Annotated in this window: 19 protein-coding genes; 4 read left to right on the top strand and 15 right to left on the bottom strand. The window is 76.4% G+C overall.

Features of this window, described 5'->3' with window-relative positions:
• Positions 1-13: 13 nt before the first annotated feature.
• The 13 genes from BLR12_RS01095 to BLR12_RS01035 all read right to left on the bottom strand — a co-directional run bounded on the left by BLR12_RS01095 (position 14) and on the right by BLR12_RS01035 (position 12,582).
• Positions 14-535, bottom strand: a complete 522-nt coding sequence (locus tag BLR12_RS01095) for a methylated-DNA--[protein]-cysteine S-methyltransferase (protein WP_091372331.1) — start codon at positions 533-535, stop codon at positions 14-16.
• The gene (locus BLR12_RS01090; RefSeq protein ID WP_304440636.1) at positions 532-2,019 is read right to left on the bottom strand and encodes an AlkA N-terminal domain-containing protein; all 1,488 of its coding nucleotides are present in this window, start codon (positions 2,017-2,019) and stop codon (positions 532-534) included. The genes BLR12_RS01095 and BLR12_RS01090 overlap by 4 nt, the downstream gene beginning before the upstream one ends.
• A 65-nt stretch (positions 2,020-2,084) precedes the next feature.
• Positions 2,085-2,384, bottom strand: a complete 300-nt coding sequence (locus BLR12_RS01085; RefSeq protein WP_091372328.1) for a hypothetical protein — start codon at positions 2,382-2,384, stop codon at positions 2,085-2,087.
• Positions 2,385-2,466: 82 nt separating this feature from the next.
• Positions 2,467-3,246: a TetR/AcrR family transcriptional regulator gene (locus tag BLR12_RS01080; RefSeq protein ID WP_091372325.1), complete on the bottom strand. Its 780-nt coding sequence runs from the start codon at positions 3,244-3,246 to the stop codon at positions 2,467-2,469.
• Between the two features lie 48 nt (positions 3,247-3,294).
• Complete coding sequence (locus BLR12_RS01075; RefSeq protein ID WP_255363225.1) at positions 3,295-4,014, bottom strand: PIG-L deacetylase family protein; 720 nt, start codon at positions 4,012-4,014, stop codon at positions 3,295-3,297.
• Between the two features lie 70 nt (positions 4,015-4,084).
• Entirely contained in the window at positions 4,085-5,293 is a 1,209-nt protein-coding gene (locus BLR12_RS01070; protein ID WP_091372318.1) for a glycosyltransferase family 4 protein, read from the bottom strand.
• Positions 5,290-6,117, bottom strand: coding sequence for a sugar phosphate isomerase/epimerase family protein (locus BLR12_RS01065; RefSeq protein ID WP_091372315.1), 828 nt, complete (start codon positions 6,115-6,117; stop codon positions 5,290-5,292). The genes BLR12_RS01070 and BLR12_RS01065 overlap by 4 nt, the downstream gene beginning before the upstream one ends.
• On the bottom strand, positions 6,114-7,577 hold the full coding sequence (locus tag BLR12_RS01060; protein WP_218120493.1) for a YcaO-like family protein: 1,464 nt from the start codon (positions 7,575-7,577) through the stop codon (positions 6,114-6,116). The genes BLR12_RS01065 and BLR12_RS01060 overlap by 4 nt, the downstream gene beginning before the upstream one ends.
• Positions 7,574-8,446 (bottom strand): MBL fold metallo-hydrolase, encoded by an 873-nt coding sequence (locus BLR12_RS01055; RefSeq protein ID WP_091372313.1) that lies wholly within the window; start codon positions 8,444-8,446, stop codon positions 7,574-7,576. The genes BLR12_RS01060 and BLR12_RS01055 overlap by 4 nt, the downstream gene beginning before the upstream one ends.
• Positions 8,443-9,426 carry a Gfo/Idh/MocA family protein gene (locus BLR12_RS01050; protein WP_091372311.1) on the bottom strand — a complete coding sequence of 328 codons (984 nt, stop codon included), beginning with the start codon at positions 9,424-9,426 and terminating at the stop codon, positions 8,443-8,445. Before BLR12_RS01050 ends, BLR12_RS01055 begins: the two co-directional genes overlap by 4 nt.
• A gap of 17 nt (positions 9,427-9,443) precedes the next feature.
• The gene (locus tag BLR12_RS01045) at positions 9,444-10,469 is read right to left on the bottom strand and encodes a class I SAM-dependent methyltransferase (protein ID WP_091372308.1); all 1,026 of its coding nucleotides are present in this window, start codon (positions 10,467-10,469) and stop codon (positions 9,444-9,446) included.
• Positions 10,466-11,365 carry a hypothetical protein gene (locus BLR12_RS01040; RefSeq protein ID WP_091372304.1) on the bottom strand — a complete coding sequence of 300 codons (900 nt, stop codon included), beginning with the start codon at positions 11,363-11,365 and terminating at the stop codon, positions 10,466-10,468. The genes BLR12_RS01045 and BLR12_RS01040 overlap by 4 nt, the downstream gene beginning before the upstream one ends.
• Positions 11,362-12,582: an inositol-3-phosphate synthase gene (locus BLR12_RS01035; RefSeq protein ID WP_255363224.1), complete on the bottom strand. Its 1,221-nt coding sequence runs from the start codon at positions 12,580-12,582 to the stop codon at positions 11,362-11,364. The genes BLR12_RS01040 and BLR12_RS01035 overlap by 4 nt, the downstream gene beginning before the upstream one ends.
• A 211-nt stretch (positions 12,583-12,793) precedes the next feature.
• Here BLR12_RS01035 and BLR12_RS01030 point away from each other — a divergent pair, with 211 nt between their 5' ends.
• The 4 genes from BLR12_RS01030 to BLR12_RS01015 are packed head-to-tail and all read left to right on the top strand — an operon-like array spanning position 12,794 to position 16,378.
• Positions 12,794-13,699, top strand: coding sequence for an ABC transporter ATP-binding protein (locus BLR12_RS01030; protein ID WP_255363223.1), 906 nt, complete (start codon positions 12,794-12,796; stop codon positions 13,697-13,699).
• Positions 13,696-14,517 carry an ABC transporter permease gene (locus BLR12_RS01025; RefSeq protein WP_091372298.1) on the top strand — a complete coding sequence of 274 codons (822 nt, stop codon included), beginning with the start codon at positions 13,696-13,698 and terminating at the stop codon, positions 14,515-14,517. The genes BLR12_RS01030 and BLR12_RS01025 overlap by 4 nt, the downstream gene beginning before the upstream one ends.
• On the top strand, positions 14,514-15,749 hold the full coding sequence (locus tag BLR12_RS01020; protein ID WP_091374156.1) for a sensor histidine kinase: 1,236 nt from the start codon (positions 14,514-14,516) through the stop codon (positions 15,747-15,749). The genes BLR12_RS01025 and BLR12_RS01020 overlap by 4 nt, the downstream gene beginning before the upstream one ends.
• Positions 15,746-16,378, top strand: a complete 633-nt coding sequence (locus BLR12_RS01015) for a response regulator (RefSeq protein WP_091372296.1) — start codon at positions 15,746-15,748, stop codon at positions 16,376-16,378. Before BLR12_RS01020 ends, BLR12_RS01015 begins: the two co-directional genes overlap by 4 nt.
• A gap of 46 nt (positions 16,379-16,424) precedes the next feature.
• Here the strand turns inward: BLR12_RS01015 and BLR12_RS01010 are convergent, their stop codons facing one another.
• On the bottom strand, positions 16,425-16,817 hold the full coding sequence (locus BLR12_RS01010; RefSeq protein ID WP_091372292.1) for a type II toxin-antitoxin system VapC family toxin: 393 nt from the start codon (positions 16,815-16,817) through the stop codon (positions 16,425-16,427).
• Complete coding sequence (locus BLR12_RS01005; RefSeq protein ID WP_091372289.1) at positions 16,802-17,050, bottom strand: type II toxin-antitoxin system Phd/YefM family antitoxin; 249 nt, start codon at positions 17,048-17,050, stop codon at positions 16,802-16,804. Before BLR12_RS01005 ends, BLR12_RS01010 begins: the two co-directional genes overlap by 16 nt.
• Between the last annotated feature and the right edge of the window lie 24 nt (positions 17,051-17,074).

The raw sequence follows: 17,074 nt of genomic DNA, 5'->3' as shown, positions 1-17,074 counted from the left end.
GGCACCTGCGGGCCTAAGCCGGGACGGGGGTGTGCGCCGCCTCGTGGTCGAGCAGCCAGCGCTTGACCGGCGTCCCCCAGCGGAAGCCGCCGAGCCCGCCGTCGGAGCCCAGCACCCGGTGGCAGGGCACGAACAGCGCCGCGGCGTTGCGGGCGCACGCGTTGGCGGCCGCGCGGACCGCGGCCGGGCGGCCGCAGCGCGCCGCGAAGGCCGCGTAGCTGTCCGGCGCGCCGGCCGGGACGGTGCGCAGCACCTCCCAGGCGTCCTCCAGGAAGGGCCCCGACCGCTGGCGCACCGGGACGTCGTCGATCGCGGTGACGTCACCGGCGACGAAGGCGGCCACGGCGTCGAGCACGGGCAGGTGCTCGACCGGCTCGACCCAGGCCGGCCGCAGCGCGCGGTGCACCACGGGCAGCAGGTCGGCGACGTCGTCGGTCCAGCCGCTGGCGAGGACGGCGCCGTCGGGACCCACCACGACGGTGAACGGCCCCGGTGGGGTGTCGATGCAGGCGGAGCGGGCGGGTCGCGGGGTCATGAGGCGCTCCGATCGGGCTGGACTGGGCGGGTGGACAGGGAGGGCACGGCGAGTGCCCACAGGTGCATCACGGCGTAGGAACGCCACGGCCGCCAGCGGGTGGCGGCGTCGGCGTCGGAGCTGCCGAGGGTGGCCAGGGAGCGGCGCAACGCCAGGTCGCCGGGCAACCACACGTCGGGGTCGCCCAGGCCGCGCAGCGCCACCAGCGCGGTGGTCCACGGGCCGATCCCGGGGACGGCGCGCAGCGCGCGGCCGGCCTCCTCGCGGTCGGCGCCGGGGTCCAGGGTCACCGCGCCCGACGCCAGCGCCTCGGCGAGCGCGTGCACGGTGCGCCGGCGCGCCCCGGTCAGACCCACGGCGGTCAGGTCGGCGTCGGCCAGCGCGGCCGGGCGCGGGAAGGCGTGGGTCAGCGTGCCGACCGGCTCCGGCAGCGGGGCGCCGGCGGCGCGCAGCACGCGGGCGGTGAGCGTGCGGGCGCCGGCCAGGGAGACCTGCTGCCCGAGGACCGCCCGGACGGCGAGCTCGTCGGCGTCGGGGGAGGCCGGCACCCGGCGGCCGGGCGCGGCGGCCACCAGGGCGGCCAGGGCGGGGTCGGCACCGAGGACGCCGTCCACCGCGACCGGGTCGGCGTCCAGGTCCAGCACCCGGCGGCAGCGGGCCACCGCCGTCCCCAGGTCGCGCAGGGCGGCGAGCTGCAGCCGGGCGGTCACCGCGGGGCCGCCGTCGGGGGCGGGGGAGAGGTGCACGACGCCGGGGCCGTGCGGCAGGTCGAGCACCCGGGAGAAGGTCGTCCCGTCCCACTCCTCCAGCCCGGGGACGGCGTGCACGCCCAGGAACAGCAGCACCTCGGCCGCCTCGTACGGGGCGCGGGCGGCCAGCCGCAGCGTCAGCCGGCCCGGTGTGCCCGGCGGGCCGGCCGGTGCGCCGCGGCGCAGCTCGGTGGGGGTCGCGGCGAACACCTCGCGGACGGTGTCGTTGAACTGCCGGATGCTGGCGAACCCCGCGGCGAAGGCGACGTCGGCCATCGGCAGGGCGGTGGTCTCGATCAGCAGCCGGGCGGTCTGCGCGCGCTGCGCCCGGGCCAGCGCGAGCGGCCCCACGCCGAGCTCGGCGACCAGCAGCCGGTGCAGCTGGCGCTCGGAGTAGCCCAGCCGCGCGGCCAGCCCGGGGACGCCGGAGCGCTCGACCTCGCCGTCCCCGATGAGCCGGACCGCGCGGGCGACGACGTCGGCGCGGACGTCCCACTCCGGTGAGCCGGGGACCGCGTCGGGCCGGCAGCGGCGGCAGGCCCGGTAGCCGGCGCCCTGGGCGGCGGCCGCGGTGGAGAAGAACGAGACGTTGTGCGGCAGCGGCGTGCGGGCCGGGCAGGAGGGGCGGCAGTAGATGCCGGTGGTGGCGACCGCGGTGACGAACCAGCCGTCGAACCGGGCGTCCCGGCCGGCGACCGCGCGGTAGCAGCGCTCGGTGTCCATCAGCGGTGTCACGCCGTCGAGCATGACAGCGTCAGAGGCCGGGGACTGGCGGTTTCCGGACACCGCCGTGGAGGGGGCTAGGCGAGGCGGCCGTCGTCCCGGACCACCCGCAGGTGCGGGCCGGTGCAGATGTCGGCGCGGGGGTCCTCGAGCAGTGGCAGGCCGGCCACCCGGCGGACCCGGTTCTCCGGGACGTCGAGGGCGCGGGCCAGCGCCGCCGCCAGGCGCTCGCTCACCATGCCGGAGTGCCGGCCGGCCGCGATGTGGGCGATGGTCTCGGGCGCGACCGCCCACTGCGCCCTCCGCGACGCGGCCTGGGTGCTCGAGGACAGCTCGAGCAGGCGCCGTTGCACCAGCTGCTGCAGGTCGTTCCCCACCCGCCACAGGCTAGGCCGACGCCGCGGTCCGAGGCAGCCCGCAGCGCGGGGCCGAGCTGTCCGGCCGGCGCCCGCGACGGCGTCACCCGGGTCCGCGCCGGCCCTCGACCAGGACCCCGATCCCGTCCAGCAGCCGGGCCAGGCCGAACTCGAAGGTGCGCTCCGGGGCGTACGCCGCCTGCAGCTGCTCGCCGGCGACCGGACCGACCCGCGCCGCGGTGGGGTACCGCTGGGCGTCGAACACCCGGGCCAGGTGGGGCTCGGTGGCCGCCCACCACTGCTGCTCCGTGACGCCGGTGACCCGCTCGGCGTCCGACCGCTCCTGCACCCCGCCGACCGCGCCGCGCACGAACCCGTCGAGCAGGCTGACCAGCAGGTCCATCTCCACCTCGGTGAGCCCCAGCCCGTCGACCGCGCGCAGCTCCAGCTCGTACTTGCGCATCAGCCCGGGCCCCAGCGGCGGGCGGCCGGTGGCCACGTGCACCGCCCACGGGTGGCGCAGGAACAGCCGCCAGTTCGCGCGCGCGACGGCCTCCAGCCGGTCCCGCCAGCCCCCGGCGGGCGCCTCGCCGTCGGGGTAGAGCTCGCCGAGGACGCCGTCGAGCATCAGGTCGACCAGCTCGCCCTTGCCCGGGACGTGCGTGTAGAGGGTCATCGTCCCGACGCCGAGCTCGGCGGCCACGCGGCGCATCGACAGGGCGGCCAGCCCCTCGGCGTCGGCCAGCCGGACGGCGGCGGCCACCACCCGGTCGACGTCCAGGCCGGCGCGCGGGCCGGGCCGCGGACCGCTCTCGGTGCCGGTCCGCCACAGCAGCGCCATGCTGCGTGCCGGGTCGCCGGTTCCGGTGAACTCCGTCGCCATGCCGCCAGCGTCCCGCACGCTCCTCCGGGGGGAGGCCACCCGGCCGGCTCAGCCGAGCGCCGAGACGACCTCCCGCGCCCGCTCCCCGGCCATCAGCACCTCGGGCAGGCCGGCCAGCGCCGCGCGCATCGCGTCCGGGCCGCCGAACTGGAAGCCGAGCTGGGTGGTGTAGCAGGCGCAGGCGTCGGCCCGCCGGTGGAGGTCCTGCGGCAGGGCCACCTCGGCCAGCCCGCTGGGGAGGTCGGGCCCGGGCACGGCGCCCGGGTCGCGCAGCACGTACGGGCTGTCCCGCCACCAGAGCACCGGCCGCTCGACCGCGGCCACGGCGCGCAGCACCTGCAGGTGGTCGACGTGGCCGCCGAGCGCCTGGGGGGCGAGCCACAGGTCGGCGTCGTACCCGTCCAGGGCAGCGACGAGGGAGCGCCAGACGTCGTCCCCCTCGTGGACGCCGGCGAACAGGTCGGCCGCGCTGGTGTAGCCGCGGTGCGGCGCCTCGGGCAGCCCCAGGTACACCCGGGTGGCGCCCAGCTCGGCCATCGCGGCGGTGTCCTCCGCGCGGCGCAGGGCCAGGTAGTCGACGTCGGCGGGCAGCCCCTTGTCCAGCTGGCAGGCCAGCGCGAAACCGGCCGGGTCGGGGACGCTCGCCGTGAAGCAGGTGGCCACGGTGACCTGGTGCCCGGCCGCCGCCAGCGAGGCGAGGGTGCCGCCCACGGAGAACGCGGCGTCGTCGAGGTGCGGGCTGACCGCGAGCACCTTCACAGCGCCCACCGTTCGACTCCGCACTCAGTCCGCTCCTCGGTCGCTGGCGCTCCCTGCGATGCTCCCTCGCGCGTCGTTCTCACAGCAGGTGCGCCGCCGACCGGAACCGGCAGGACGGGTCCACGCCCGACGGCATCGACCAGCCGGCGGACGGCGTCGTGCCGGCCACCTCGCGGTAGACGCCGTCGATCGAGGCGGCCAGCACCGGCCAGGAGTACAGCCGCCGCACCTCCTCCAGCGCGGTGGTCGCCAGCCGCTCCCGCAGCGCGGCGTCGTCCAGCAGCCGCTCCAGCGCCGTCCGCAGCCCGGCGACGTCGCCCGGGGTGTGCAGCAGCCCGTTCTCCTCGTGCCGCAGGCAGTCCACGACGCCGACGCTGTCGGTGCTCACCGTCGGCAGCCCGCTGGCCATCGCCTCCAGCAGGGTGTTGCTGAACCCCTCGCTGTAGGTGGGGCTGACGAACACGTCGGCCGAGCGGTAGACCTCGGGTGCCCGGTCGGGCGGGACGTAGCCGAGGAACGTCGTCCGCTCGTCGGCGCGGGCCCTCGCCTCGTCGAGGTCCGGGCCGATGCCGGAGACGACCAGCCGGACGCCGTCGGGCAGCGCCTCGAGCAGGTCGAGCACGCCCTTGCGGCGGTCGACCCGGCCGTGGAACAGCAGCACCGGCGGCTCGCGCAGCGCGCCCAGCGGCCGCTCCGCCGGTGTGAAGCGCCGGGTGTCGGTGGCGCCGGGGACGATCGTGAAGCGCGCCGGGTCGCTGCCGAGGTTGCCGACCACCTCGTCGCGGAAGCTGGCGCTGCCGATCAGCACCGCGGACGACGTGTCGACGACCGCCCGCATCGCCTCGGCGTGCGTGCTGCAGCAGGTGCCCACCCAGTGCCCGTCGCCGCCCTGGATGCTCACCACGGCCGGCAGCCCGGTCTGCCGCGCCGCGGCCAGCACCGCCAGGCCCGGCGGGTAGCCGTACTGGGCGTGCAGCACGTCGAAGGGCCGCTCGGCGTGCAGGCCGACGACGGTGCGCACGATCTCGTCGATGTCGCCCTCCCAGTCCGCGGGGACGACGGTCTCGCCGCGGCTGGGCAGCGCCACGACCTCGACGCCGGCGGGCACCCGGTCGGGCGGGGGCGGGCCGCCGCCGTAGACGCGGGTGCCGGCCTCGTCGTCGCGGTACTGGCTGACCAGCGTGACCTCGTGGCCCAGGGCGACCAGCTCGCGCAGCAGGTTCTCCGCGTAGACGCTCATCCCGCTGACCGCGGGCCAGTAGCGCCGGCTGACGAAGCAGGTCCTCACGAGTCCTCGGCCTCCCTCAGCGTCGCCATCGCCCGCGGCACCATCTCGTGCGCCCGGTGCCCGTCCCGGGAGAGCTCGAGGGTGACCAGCCGGTCGTAGCCGACGTCCCGCAGCGCCCGCAGCACGGCGGGCAGGTCGACGTCCCCCTCGTCGAGGGGCAGGTGGTCGTGCACGCCGCGCCGCATGCCCTCGACGGCGACCGTGCCCAGGTGCGGGGCGAAGGCCCTCACCGCCTCCTCGGGCTCGTACGCCCCGGCGACGACGCAGTGGCCGGTGTCCAGCGCGAGGGTGGTGCCGGGGACGTCGGCGGCCAGCCGGGCCCAGCCGTCGCAGTCCTCGACGAGCATCCCGGGCTCGGGCTCGACGGCCAGGGCGCAGGACCGCCCGCCGTGGCTGTCGACCAGCGCGCGCACGCCGTCGACCACCCAGCCCCACGCTTCCTCGCGGTCCACCCCCGGCCGGGGCACGCCGGCCCAGAAGCTGACCGCCTCCGCGCCCAGCACCTCGGCCAGGTCGCAGGCCAGCCGCAGGTAGGCCAGCCGCCGCGCCCGGCCCTCGGCGTCCGGGGTGACGAGGGTCGGCTCGTGCTTGACCCGCGGGTCGAGCAGGTAGCGGGCGCCGGTCTCGACGACGACGCCGAGGCCCAGCTCGTCGCAGCGCGCCCGCGTCTTCTCGGCCTGGGCGAACGCGTCGGGCGCGAACGGGTCGAGGTGGACGACGTCCAGCGTCAGCGCGACGCCGGCGTACCCGGTGTCGGCGAGGAGGGGCAGCGCGTCGGACAGCCGGTGCGAGGTCAGCCCGTTGGTGTTGTACGCGTACCTCATCGGGAGAGCACCTCCGCCACCGTGTGCCGGCCGGGCTCGCGGTAGAGGGCGTAGAGCGCGCCCACCCGCCGGTCGGCGCCGGCGCGGTCGAACCAGCCCGGCCCGCCGAGGCGCTCCACGGCGTCCGCGGTCAGGTGCACCCGCGACCAGCCGCCCGGGTCGGCGCCGACGGCGACCAGCGGGTCGCCGCGATCGAGGAGCCGCCGCACCCCGCGCTCGCCGATCCGCCCGTAGGACATCGTCTCGACCTCCAGCCCCGGCACCAGCACCTTGGCCGCCACGGCGTCGCCGGCGGAGGGCTGCAGCTCCACCAGCACGTCGTGCCCGGCCGCGTGCAGCGCGCCGGTGACCGTGCCGTGCAGGTCGTCGCCGGACCACGCCGGCAGGTCGGTCAGCGCGACGGTCTCCCGGCGCGAGAGGACGGTGCCCTGCAGCAGGTCGACCAGCGCGCCGGTGCCCATCCGGGTCCAGGCCAGCATCGCCTCCAGCGCGCGGTCCTCCTCGACCAGCCGCTCGGGCGGGTGCCCGCCGCGCCAGGAGTCCAGGTAGCCCGGGGGCGTGGCCGGCAGGACGACCTCGAACGGGCCGTGCATGAACGCCTTGCGGCTGCGCGCCGAGGCGAACTCGTGCAGGGCCTTGCGGACGGCGGTGTCGCGGTCGGGGTGCGCCGCCTCGCCGCACGCGGTCGCCATCACCGGCACCGGCTCGGACAGGTCGCGGGAGCAGCCGACGGCGTAGACGTCGACGACGCCGAACTCGGTGGCGGCCAGCTTGACCACGACGTCGATGCCCGCGGTGTCGAGCCGGTCGAGCAGCGCCAGGGCGTCGGGGTCCCGCAGGCCGGCGAGGTCGACCACGACGCCGCGGTCCATCGCCCGGAAGGAGGTGGCGTTGCCGTCGCGCTGCAGCACCTCCAGCAGCGCGTGCGCGACGGCGCGCTCGGCGTCGAAGTCCGCGCCCTGCCCGTTGGTGACCACCGTGGTCAGCCAGCCCCCGGGCGGCGGGGTCCCGGGCAGGTCGTCGGGCGCCGAGGCCACCAGCTCGGCCGGGACCAGCACCGTCTCGCCGTCCCGCAGCCGGGCCATGGGGAGCCACTGCAGCGGCCGGTCGTCGTCGTACGCGCTGCCCGCCTCCAGGCAGAGGGTGCGCGGGTCGGCGACCCGGTCGCGGCCGTGCCGCCGGGCCATCTCCGCGTAGGAGCCCTGCTCACGCCGGACCCCCTGGTGCGCGCGCAGCGACAGCGCCATCTCGGCCATCTCGCCGAGCGCCCCGGTGCGCGCCTCCTCGCGGGTGGCGCCGTAGCCCAGGCCGCTGCCGCCGGGGTGCTCCGGCGAGGAGGGGAGGACGGCGCTGTGCAGCGGCACGTCGAGCACGTCGAGGCCCTCGATCGCGAACTCGTCGACGGGCGTGGGGAACGAGTCCAGGTAGCGCTGCGAGGCGGTCGTGGCCGGGGCGTTCACAGCTCCTCCAGCGCGACGGGGGCGGCGTCGGGCGGGCCCGACAGCAGCCGCTGCACCAGGTGGACGACGTGGTCGGTGGTCACCCCGCGGACCAGCTCGAACGGCGTCGCCACGGCGTCGAACTCCAGCGCGCCGACGACCGTGAGGTACTCGCGCAGCTCGCCGTGCGAGAGCGGGATCTGCGCGTGGAAGGCCTTGTGCGCGCTCAGCGCCACCGGCTCGCCGGCGTCGTCCAGGTCGACCTTGAGCGAGTCGCCGCAGAACAGCACGCCGCGGCGGCGGTCGTGCAGCACCGAGTGCCCGGGGAAGTGCCCGCCGGTGCGGTGCAGGGTGAGGTCGGGGGCCAGCTCCAGCTCGTCGTCCGCGGGCCAGGTGACCCGGAAGGCCTTGGTCCACTCCAGGTCCCGGACGCCGACGCAGACCGTCCGCGGCTGGAGCTCCTGCTGCAGCTGCCACAGCGCGCCGTAGCCGTGCACGTGGCTGGAGGCCAGGATCTCGAACCCGCCCTTCGCCTCGGCCATCCGGCGCAGCTGGGCCAGCATGTCGGCGGTGTACCAGGGGGCGCACTCGAAGCCGACCAGCCCGGCGTCGGACTCGATCACCCACCCCCGGCTGTCCAGCCCGAAGCGCGGCTCGGTGCCGAACTCGGTCACGCCCGCGACGGCGGTCGGCCGGCAGAAGCCGGTCACCATCGCGTCGGCCTGCGCAGGAGTGACGAACTCGAAGCCGTCCTCGGGCAGGGCGTTGCGGACGTCGGCGCACACCGGGCACACCTGCGGCCCGGGCGCCGGCCAGCGCTGCCAGTGCCCGCAGTTGGTGCAGGCGAACGCGGGCAGGTCCGGCAGCAGCCCGCGGTAGGGGTTGGTCATCTCGCGTCTCCCAGGGCGGTGAGGAGCAGGCGGTGCAGCGCCAGGTCGCGGGCGGCGTCGTACGGCCAGGACGACGTCCCCGCCACGGCGGCGGTGAAGGCGGCGAACTGCGCGGCGAAGGGGGAGTCCCCGGCGAAGCGGACGTCGACCGGGTCGGGCCGGAACAGCGTGAGCGAGCCGCCCGCCGTCTGGCCCATCGTGTCGACGGCGACGGCCATCCCGCGGGTGCCGACGACCTCGAGCCGGCGGCGGGCAAGCGCGTCGGGGGTGTTGAACGCGACGTGCAGGTCGACCAGCACGCCGCCCGCGGTGCGCCCGGACAGCAGCGCGCCGTCGTCCACCGGGTAGTCCTGCACCCGGCGCTGCAGCAGGGCGCGCAGCTCGACGACGTCCTCGCCGAGCAGCACGCCGGCCAGGTCCAGCCCGTGCGGGGCCAGGTCGATCGCGGCGCCGCCGCCGGCCCGGGCCCGGTCGACCCGCCAGTTGTCGTGCGGCCGGCCGTCCGGCGTCCAGTCGGCGGGCAGCCAGCAGCAGTAGACGATCCGCAGCGCGGTGATCGTGCCGAACTCGGGCACCAGCTCGCGCAGCCGCACGTGGGCGGGGTGCCAGCGCTGGTCGTACGCCGTCCCGAGCAGGACGCCGGCGTCGCGGGCGGCGGTCACCATGGCGCGGGCGTCGGCGACGTCGGCCGCCAGCGGCTTCTCGCACAGCACCGCCTTGCCCGCGGCCGCGGCCGCCTCGACCACCTCCCGGTGCGCGGCGTTGGGGACGGCGACGTAGACCGCGTCCAGGCCCGGCGTGGCGAGGAAGGCACCGAGGTCGGTGTGCGCGGGCGCGCCGACGTCCACCCGGGCCGTGGCGGCGGGGTCCCGGTCGTGCAGCGCGACCACCCGGGCGCCCGGCGTCGTGGCGAGCGCGGGCAGCGCGTGGTCGCGGGCGACCCAGCCGCAGCCGGCCACGCCCCAGCCCACCGGGGTCACCGGGGCACCTCGCGCGCTCACCACGCCTCCGGCAGGTCGACGAGGAGCCGGCGGCGGGCGGCGTCGGCCGGCAGCGGGTCCGGCCACCGCGGGGGCAGGTACCCCGAGCGGGGGCCGTACTCGGTCGCGTAGCGCTCGCTGGGCCAGCGCAGCGCGCCGTCGGTGTACAGCGGGTTCGGCCGCAGCGGCGGCAGCGGCTCGCCGAGGTCGGCCGGTGCCGGCGGGCACGGGTCGCCCGCGACGAGCCCGACCGCCTCGCTGTCGTGCAGCTCCCCGGCCGGGGCCGGCCGGGGCGGGCGGCCGGCGAGCAGCGACGCGGTGAGCTCGGCGTCGTCGTAGAGCAGGTCGGTGCCGAGCACCGCGGCGTAGCCCTCCGGGGTCAGCGGCTCGCCGTGCGGGTCGGCGACGTGCGCGTGCCCGACGACGACGGTGCCGCCGTCCCCAGCCAGCGCGCGCATCGCCGCGGCCGCGGCCGGCTTGTCGCGCAGGAAGTAGAAGGCGTCGTGGCACAGCACGTAGGCCGGCTGCCGAACTGCGGGACCGGGGACGGCGGTCACGTCGGCGCACACGTAGCGGGCCGCGGAGCAGACGAAGCGGCGGGCCAGCCACAGCTTGGCCCAGACGACGTCGACGCCGACCAGGTCGGTGCAGCCGCGGCGGGCCAGCTCGCGCAGGTGGGTGCCGATCCCGCAGGCGACGTCCACCACGGGCCTGCTCCCCGGCCAGTGCTGCTGCAGCAGCGCCAGCCCGGCCAGGTGGGTGGGGTCGGACCACCGGTGCGCGAAGTAGTCGGCCACCCGGCCCATGCCGAGCAGCCCCATCGCCTCGCGCAGCGTCTCCGCCGCCGGCACGCGGGCCAGCTGCTCGGGCGGCGGCGGCGGCTCGGTCCACCAGTCGTCGGCGTCGGCCAGCAGCAGCACCCGGGCGCGGTCGACCTCGTCGTGCGCCAGCAGGCCGGCCACCTCCGCGCGCAGCCCGTCGCGGCCGGCCCGGGCGAACGGGATGCCGTCCACCACCGGGACGGCCGGTGCCACCACGCTCACAGCCCCGCCGCCGCCAGGACGTCGAGGTGGAACGCCTGCACCGGCCCGGCGTGCACCAGCTCCAGGTCGTCCAGCGCCTGCGCGGCGGTGAACGCGGCGGCCCGCGCGTGGTGGTGCACCTGCAGCACCCGGTCGAGGACGTCGGCGGCGTGGAAGGCCTGCGACTCCGGCGCCCCGGCGTCCGCCCGCAGCCGCAGCACCGTGCGCAACCGCTCCGCCAGCTCGCCCGGCAGGGCGGCCAGCTCGCGCTCCTCCAGCGTCGTCAGCACCCGGTCGAGGGCCGCGCCGAGCAGCACCTCCCCGGCGAACCCGGCGTCGGGCAGCACCACGTTGTGCAGGTGGTGGGCCAGCCCGACGAGGAACGGTGCGACCGGGTCGGCGCCGAACACCGGCGCGACCAGCACCCCGTACACGGCCACGGTGAGGCAGTGGTCGCCGTGGCTCTCCGGCGGCTCCACGATGACCCGCGCCACGCCCGGTGCGGTGGCCCCGGCGCGCGGCTGGGCGTTGAGCCGGGCGGCCAGCGCCGGCGGCTCGGACGCGAGGACGGCGAGCGGCAGCGCCTCGCGCAGCCGCGGCCGCAGGCCGGCGTCGAGCGGGCCGGCGACCTCGTCGAACCCGCGCCGCAGCACGCCCCGCGCCTCGTCGTCGCCGAGACCCGCAGTTCGCAGGACCGCACCGTCGATGCCGGCCAGCCGGGCCCGGGCCACGGCGGCCGCCGTCTCCGACAGCGCCACCGCGGTCGCGTCCTCGCCGGCGACCAGCCGCCCCCAGGCGCGGGCGAAGGACTGCTCGGCCAGCGACCCGGCGCGGCCGGCGACGCGGACCCGCTTGGCGTCGCCGACCTCGGTCAGCAGCGGGCGGAGCGCGGCGAGGGCGGGGGACCCGCCCGTCACCGGCCGGCCGCGCCCGCGGCGACCCAGTCGAGCAGCACCCGCTCCTGCCGGTGCAGGGCGTGCTCGGGAGTGGCGCCGTCGGGGGACATCGGCGCCTTGAAGAACCAGCCGAGCTGGGTCTGCACGCCGCCCTCCCCGCGCTGCTGGGCCAGGTCGGTCAGCCGGGCCAGCTCGATGGCCAGCGGCGCGGCCAGGATCGAGTCGCGGCACTGGAAGTCGACCTTGACCTGCATCCGCTGGCCGAGGAAGCCGACCAGGTCGATGGCGTCCCAGGCCTCCTTCTGGTCCCCGCGCGGGCGGTAGTAGTCGATCCGCACGACGTGGTCCTCGACCGGGTAGCCGAGGATCGAGTCCAGCACGCTGCCCTTGGTCTGCAGCTTGCTCGACAGCGAGTCCGGGTCCTCGAGGGCCAGGCCGTCGCGGTTGCCCAGGATGTTGGTGGAGTACCAGCCCTCCACGGTCAGCGCGCGGCTGCGGAAGGCCGGCGCGAGCACCGTCTTCATCATCGTCTGGCCGGTCTTGCCGTCCTTGCCGGCGACCGGGACGCCGCGGCTCTCCGCGAAGGCGACCAGCGCCGGGACGTCGGCGGCCAGCGAGGGCGTGAAGTTGACGTAGCCGACACCCTCGGCGATCGCGGCGTAGGCGTAGACCATCGAGGGGGTGATCGAGCGGTCGTCGGCGTCCAGCCCGGCCTCGAACGCCTCGATCGTCTGCAGCACGGGCGCTCCGGGGTCCGGCCAGCGCTCGGTCGAGGCCAGGTTGACCAGGACGAGCCCGTCGAGCTGCTGCTCTTCGCGGAAGCGGACGAGGTCGGCACGGACGGCATCGACCTGGGCGCGGCGGGTCTCGGCCAGCGCCACGTTGCCGCCGGTCACGTTGCGGCAGAAGTCGGCGTCGCCGGCTGCCGCCCACGGGGTCACCGAGGACAGATATGGCCCGGCCTGCTCCAGCTGGTGGTGGTCGAGGACGCCGTGCTGCTCCGCGGCCTTGCGCAGGTCGGAGCCGTCGAGGTCCCAGCCGCCGACCACCAGGTCGGTGTACTCGGCCAGGCCGGTCGCCTCCTCGGCGGGGCGGCCGCCGACCTCCAGTCCTGCCAGCGGCAGCCCTGCCGTGTCACCCCCGGCCCGGAGCATCTCCAGCCCCGCCACCGCGGTCGTGGCGACCGCTCCACCCAGGCCGACCACGGCCATCCCGACCCGACGCGGTCCCTCGGACACCATGGATCCCCCTCGCACTCGACAGCATGACGCGCGACCCACCGTGGCACGCGGCACCGGGCGCTGCAGGGTGAAAATGGAATCAGTCCAGTCTTGGAGTCGATCATGAAGGACGGGGGCGGTCGGGAGTCCCGTCGTCCACCGGTCGGTGGACGGCAGGACCCGTGTTCCGGCGGTCCCGCCGGGCGGCGCCAGGGAGGAGGGTCGCGGCATGCAGATGATCCAGCCGGTCCCGGCCCCCAGCAGGCCGGCGCCCGACGACCTCCCGGCGGTCCGCGTGCGCGGGCTGGTCAAGCGTTATGGCGGACGCGCCGTCGTCGACGGGGTCGACCTCGACGTCCGCCGTGGGGAGGTCTTCGCCCTGCTCGGGCCCAACGGTGCGGGCAAGACGACGACCGTGGAGGTGCTCGCGGGCGTGCGCCGCCGCGACGCCGGCGAGGTGCGGGTACTCGGTGTCGACCCGGTGTCCGGCGACCGGGCCTGGCGGGACCGGGTCGGCGTCGTCGCGCAGACCACCGGCGCCGGCAACGCCCTGACCGTGCGCGAGACGGTCGACCACTTCGCCCACTACCACGCGACGCCGGTCCCGAGCACCGAACTGCTCGACCTGGTGGGCCTGCGCGACACCGCCCGAACTCGGGTCGAGAAGCTCTCCGGAGGGCAGCGCCGGCGGCTGGAGGTGGCGCTCGGCGTCCAGGGGCGACCGGAGCTGCTGTTCCTCGACGAGCCGACCACCGGGCTCGACCCGGCCGCGCGACGGCAGTTCTGGGCACTGGTCCGCTCCCTGCGGCACGCCGGGACGACGGTCCTGCTCACCACGCACTACCTGGACGAGGCCGCCCAGCTGGCCGACCGGGTCGGCGTCATCACGGCCGGCCGGCTGGTGGAGGTGGCGCCGCCGGCCGAGCTCGGCGGGCACCTGCGCGCCGGGGCGACCGTCCGCTGGACCGAGGACGGCGTCCCCCGCGAGGTGCACACCGCCACCCCGGCCGCGCTGCTGCGCGACCTGCTCGCTGCCGTCCCGCACGGCGAGGTGCCCGACCTGACCGTCACCCGCCCCGACCTGGAGGACGTCTACCTCCGCATGGTCGCCGCCGCGGAGGAGGACCCGCGATGACCGCTGCGCCCCTGACCCGACCGGCCCCGCCGTCGTGGGCGTCCATCGCCCTGGCGCGGGTCGTGCTCGAGCTGCGGCTGTTCGTCCGCGAACCGGAGCAGGTGATCTTCTCCTTCGCCTACCCGGTGCTGATGCTGTCGATCTTCGACGCGGTGTTCGGCGACCAGGTGGTCCCCGGCGGGGTCACCTTCAGCCAGTACTTCCTCGCCGGGATCGCGGCCACCGGGATCATGCTGACCAGCTTCCAGGCGCTGGGCACGGCCATCCCCGAGGAGCGCGACCGCGGAGACCTCGCCCGGCTGCAGACTCTCGGCACCCCGGCGGCGGCCTACTTCGCCGGCAAGGCCGGGCAGGTGCTGGTGACGACGGTGGCCCAGTTGGCCCTGCTGCTGGCCGTGGCGTCGCTGGCCTACGACATCCCCTTGCCCGACGACCCGGCGCGCTGGCTGACCTTCGCCTGGGTGGCCCTGCTCGGGGCACTGGCCGGCACGGTCCTCGGCGTCACGGCCGCCGCCTTCGTCAGCAGTGCCCGCTCGGCCGGGGCCGTGATCCCGGCGATCGCGATCGTGCTGCAGTTCGCTTCCGGCGTGTTCTTCATCTTCTCCGAGCTGCCGACGTGGATGCAGCAGCTGGCCGCCTTCTTCCCGCTCAAGTGGCTGACCCAGGGGATGCGCTCGGTCTTCCTCCCCGAGCAGGCCGCCGCGGCCGAGGTCGGCGGTGGATGGGAGCACGGGATGACCGCCGTGGTGCTGGTGGCGTGGGTGATCGTCGGGGTCGTGGTGTGCGTCCGGACGTTCCGCTGGCGGCGTGGCGGGTGAACCTCCGCCACGGGCTGGCCGCCGCCTTCCTCCCGCCGCAGGTGGGGGAGGGCGGCGGCGAGCCGCTGACCGAACGCGGGTGGCAGGCGACGCTGGCCGGGCTGCACGTGGTGGCCGCAGCGCTGTGGACCCTCGCCCTGGTCGCCACCGCCACCGGCTCCGACGGCGGACGGCGGGTCGCGGCGCTCGCCGTCCTCGCCGTGCTCGCGCTGGCCTACGCGGGGATCGGCGCGCCGGCGATCTCGCGCGGGCATCCGTGGCGGGCAGCGCTGTACCTGTCCGTCCTCGTCGTGGCCTTCGGCGTGCTCGGCTTCGTGACCCCCGAGCTGTTCTTCCTGCTCTTCCTGGCTTATCCGCAGGTGTGGTTCGTGGTCCAGGGCACGACGACCGGAGTCGCCTGGACCGTGCTGCTGGCCGTGGCCACGGCGATCGGCCCGGTGGTGCGGGCCGCCAACGGAGAAGCCGCTCGGGACGTCCTGCTCGACACCGGGGTCAGCCTCTTCTTCAGCCTGTTGCTCGGCCTGTGGGTGAGCCGTGTGCTCTACCAGAGCGCACACCGGGCAGAGCTCATCGAACAGCTGGAGCGGACCCGGGCCGAGCTGGCGACGGCCGAGCGGGAGCGCGGGGTGCTCGCCGAGCGGGAGCGGCTGGCCCGCGAGGTGCACGACACCCTGGCGCAGGGCTACACGAGCATCGTGGTCCTCGCGCAGACCGCGGCCGCGCAGCTGGCCGCCGACCCCGCCGCCGCGCGTGACCGGCTGGGGCTCATCGAGGAGGTCGCGCGGGACAACCTGGCCGAGGCGCGCGCGGTGGTGGCGGCGTTCCAGCCGGTCGCGCTCGACGACGCCACGCTGGTGGAGGCGCTGGAGCAGCTGGCGTCCCGGTTCGCCCGGGAGACCGGCCTGCCGGTGCGGGTGGACACCGCGGCGCTGGGGGAGGGGCCGGCGCTGCGGCGGGACGAGGAGATCGTGCTGCTGCGCGGGGCCCAGGAGGCGCTGACCAACGTCCGCCGGCACGCGGGGGCCTCGGCGGTGGTCGTCCGGCTGGCGCGGGTGGCCGGCCACGTGTCGGTGCACGTCGAGGACGACGGCGTCGGCTTCGACGTCGCCGAGGCGCAGGGGTCCGGGCTGGACGGGCTGCGCGGGCGGGTGGAGCAGGTGGGCGGGTCGGTAGACGTGAGCTCGGCGCCGGGTGCGGGGACGTCGGTGACGGTGCGGGTGCCGGCGTCGTGATCAAGGTCCTCGTGGTCGACGACCACCCGGTGGTGCGCGGCGGGCTGGTCGGCTGGCTGGACGCGCAGCCGGACCTGACGGTGGTCGCCGAGGCCGCCGACGGGCTGGAGGCGCTCGCGTTGGTGGCCGCGGCCGAGCCGGACGTCGTCCTCATGGACCTGCGCATGCCGCGCATGGACGGCGTGACCGCGACCGGGCGCATCGGCGCCGCGCATCCCGCCGTCCGGGTGCTGGTGCTGACCACCTACGACACCGACGCCGACATCGTGCGGGCCGTCGCCGCCGGTGCGACCGGTTACCTGCTCAAGGACGCGCCGCTGCCCCAACTGGCCGAGGCCGTGCGCGCCGCGGCCCGCGGGGAGACGGTGCTCGCCCCGCCGGTGGCCGCGCGGCTGGTGTCGCACCTGCGGGCGCCGGCGGCCGAGGCGCCGACCGCCCGCGAGTTGGAGGTGCTGGCCGGCGTGGCGCGCGGGCTGACCAACGCCGACATCGGCCGTGAGCTGTTCATCGGCGAGGCGACGGTGAAGACCCACCTGCTGCGGGTCTTCGCCAAGCTCGGCGTCGACGACCGCACGCGGGCCGTCATGGTCGCCGTGGAGCGCGGCCTGCTGCCCCGCCCGGGTGGCTGATCAGCCGAGCGTCTCCCGTGGACGACCGGGAGGGCGCCCGGTCCGGTCAGACCGGGACCACGTCGAGCAACGTGCCGACGCCGGTCAGGTCGTCGGCGTTGCGGGTGTACAGGCGGGCGCCATGGGCGTGTGCTGTTGCAGCGATCAGCAGGTCCATGGCGCGGGCGCGTGGCCGCCGACCGGCGGATACCACTGCTGCGGCGAGCCGGCCGTAGCTGACGGCCACCGCCTCGTCCACGGGCAGCGCGTCGAACCTCCGGTGCAGGACGGACAGGCGACGCAGCCGTTCGGCCCGCACGTCCTCTTCCTTCGCGACCAGGACGCCGAAGTGGAGCTCCGCGAGAGTGACGGCGGAGATCGCCAACTCGCCGGGGAGCGGACCGACGTCCGTGGCGACGACGACGCTCGTGTCCAGAACGGCTCTCACCGCCGATCCCATGGGTCGCCCACGTGCTGGTCGACGGCTGCCTGGTCGCTCTCCCACAGGGGGTCGGCGGCGCCCTGGAACAACTCGGCGACGTCGTTCCACGGGCGCCACGCCCGTGGAGAGACCGGCACCAGCCGGACGCTCGGCCGCCCGGCCACCGTGACGACCACCTCCTCCCCGGCCTCGACCCGACGGATGAGCTCGGACGCCTGTTGACGCAGTTCCCGGACACCGACGACGGTCACGGCAAGGACGGTAGCACTTGTGCT

This window comes from Geodermatophilus sp. DSM 45219 (assembly GCF_900104025.1).
Taxonomy (GTDB): domain Bacteria; phylum Actinomycetota; class Actinomycetes; order Mycobacteriales; family Geodermatophilaceae; genus Geodermatophilus.
This window is presented reverse-complemented; position numbering and strand designations above follow the sequence as displayed.

Coding starts and splice junctions, on each gene's coding strand:
- BLR12_RS01095 (WP_091372331.1), bottom strand. CDS start 535: ATGACCCCGCGACCCGCCCGCTCCGCCTGCATCGACACCCCACCGGGG.
- BLR12_RS01080 (WP_091372325.1), bottom strand. CDS start 3,246: ATGGCGACGGAGTTCACCGGAACCGGCGACCCGGCACGCAGCATGGCG.
- BLR12_RS01065 (WP_091372315.1), bottom strand. CDS start 6,117: ATGAGGTACGCGTACAACACCAACGGGCTGACCTCGCACCGGCTGTCC.
- BLR12_RS01055 (WP_091372313.1), bottom strand. CDS start 8,446: ATGACCAACCCCTACCGCGGGCTGCTGCCGGACCTGCCCGCGTTCGCC.
- BLR12_RS01030 (WP_255363223.1), top strand. CDS start 12,794: ATGCAGATGATCCAGCCGGTCCCGGCCCCCAGCAGGCCGGCGCCCGAC.
- BLR12_RS01025 (WP_091372298.1), top strand. CDS start 13,696: ATGACCGCTGCGCCCCTGACCCGACCGGCCCCGCCGTCGTGGGCGTCC.
- BLR12_RS01010 (WP_091372292.1), bottom strand. CDS start 16,817: ATGGGATCGGCGGTGAGAGCCGTTCTGGACACGAGCGTCGTCGTCGCC.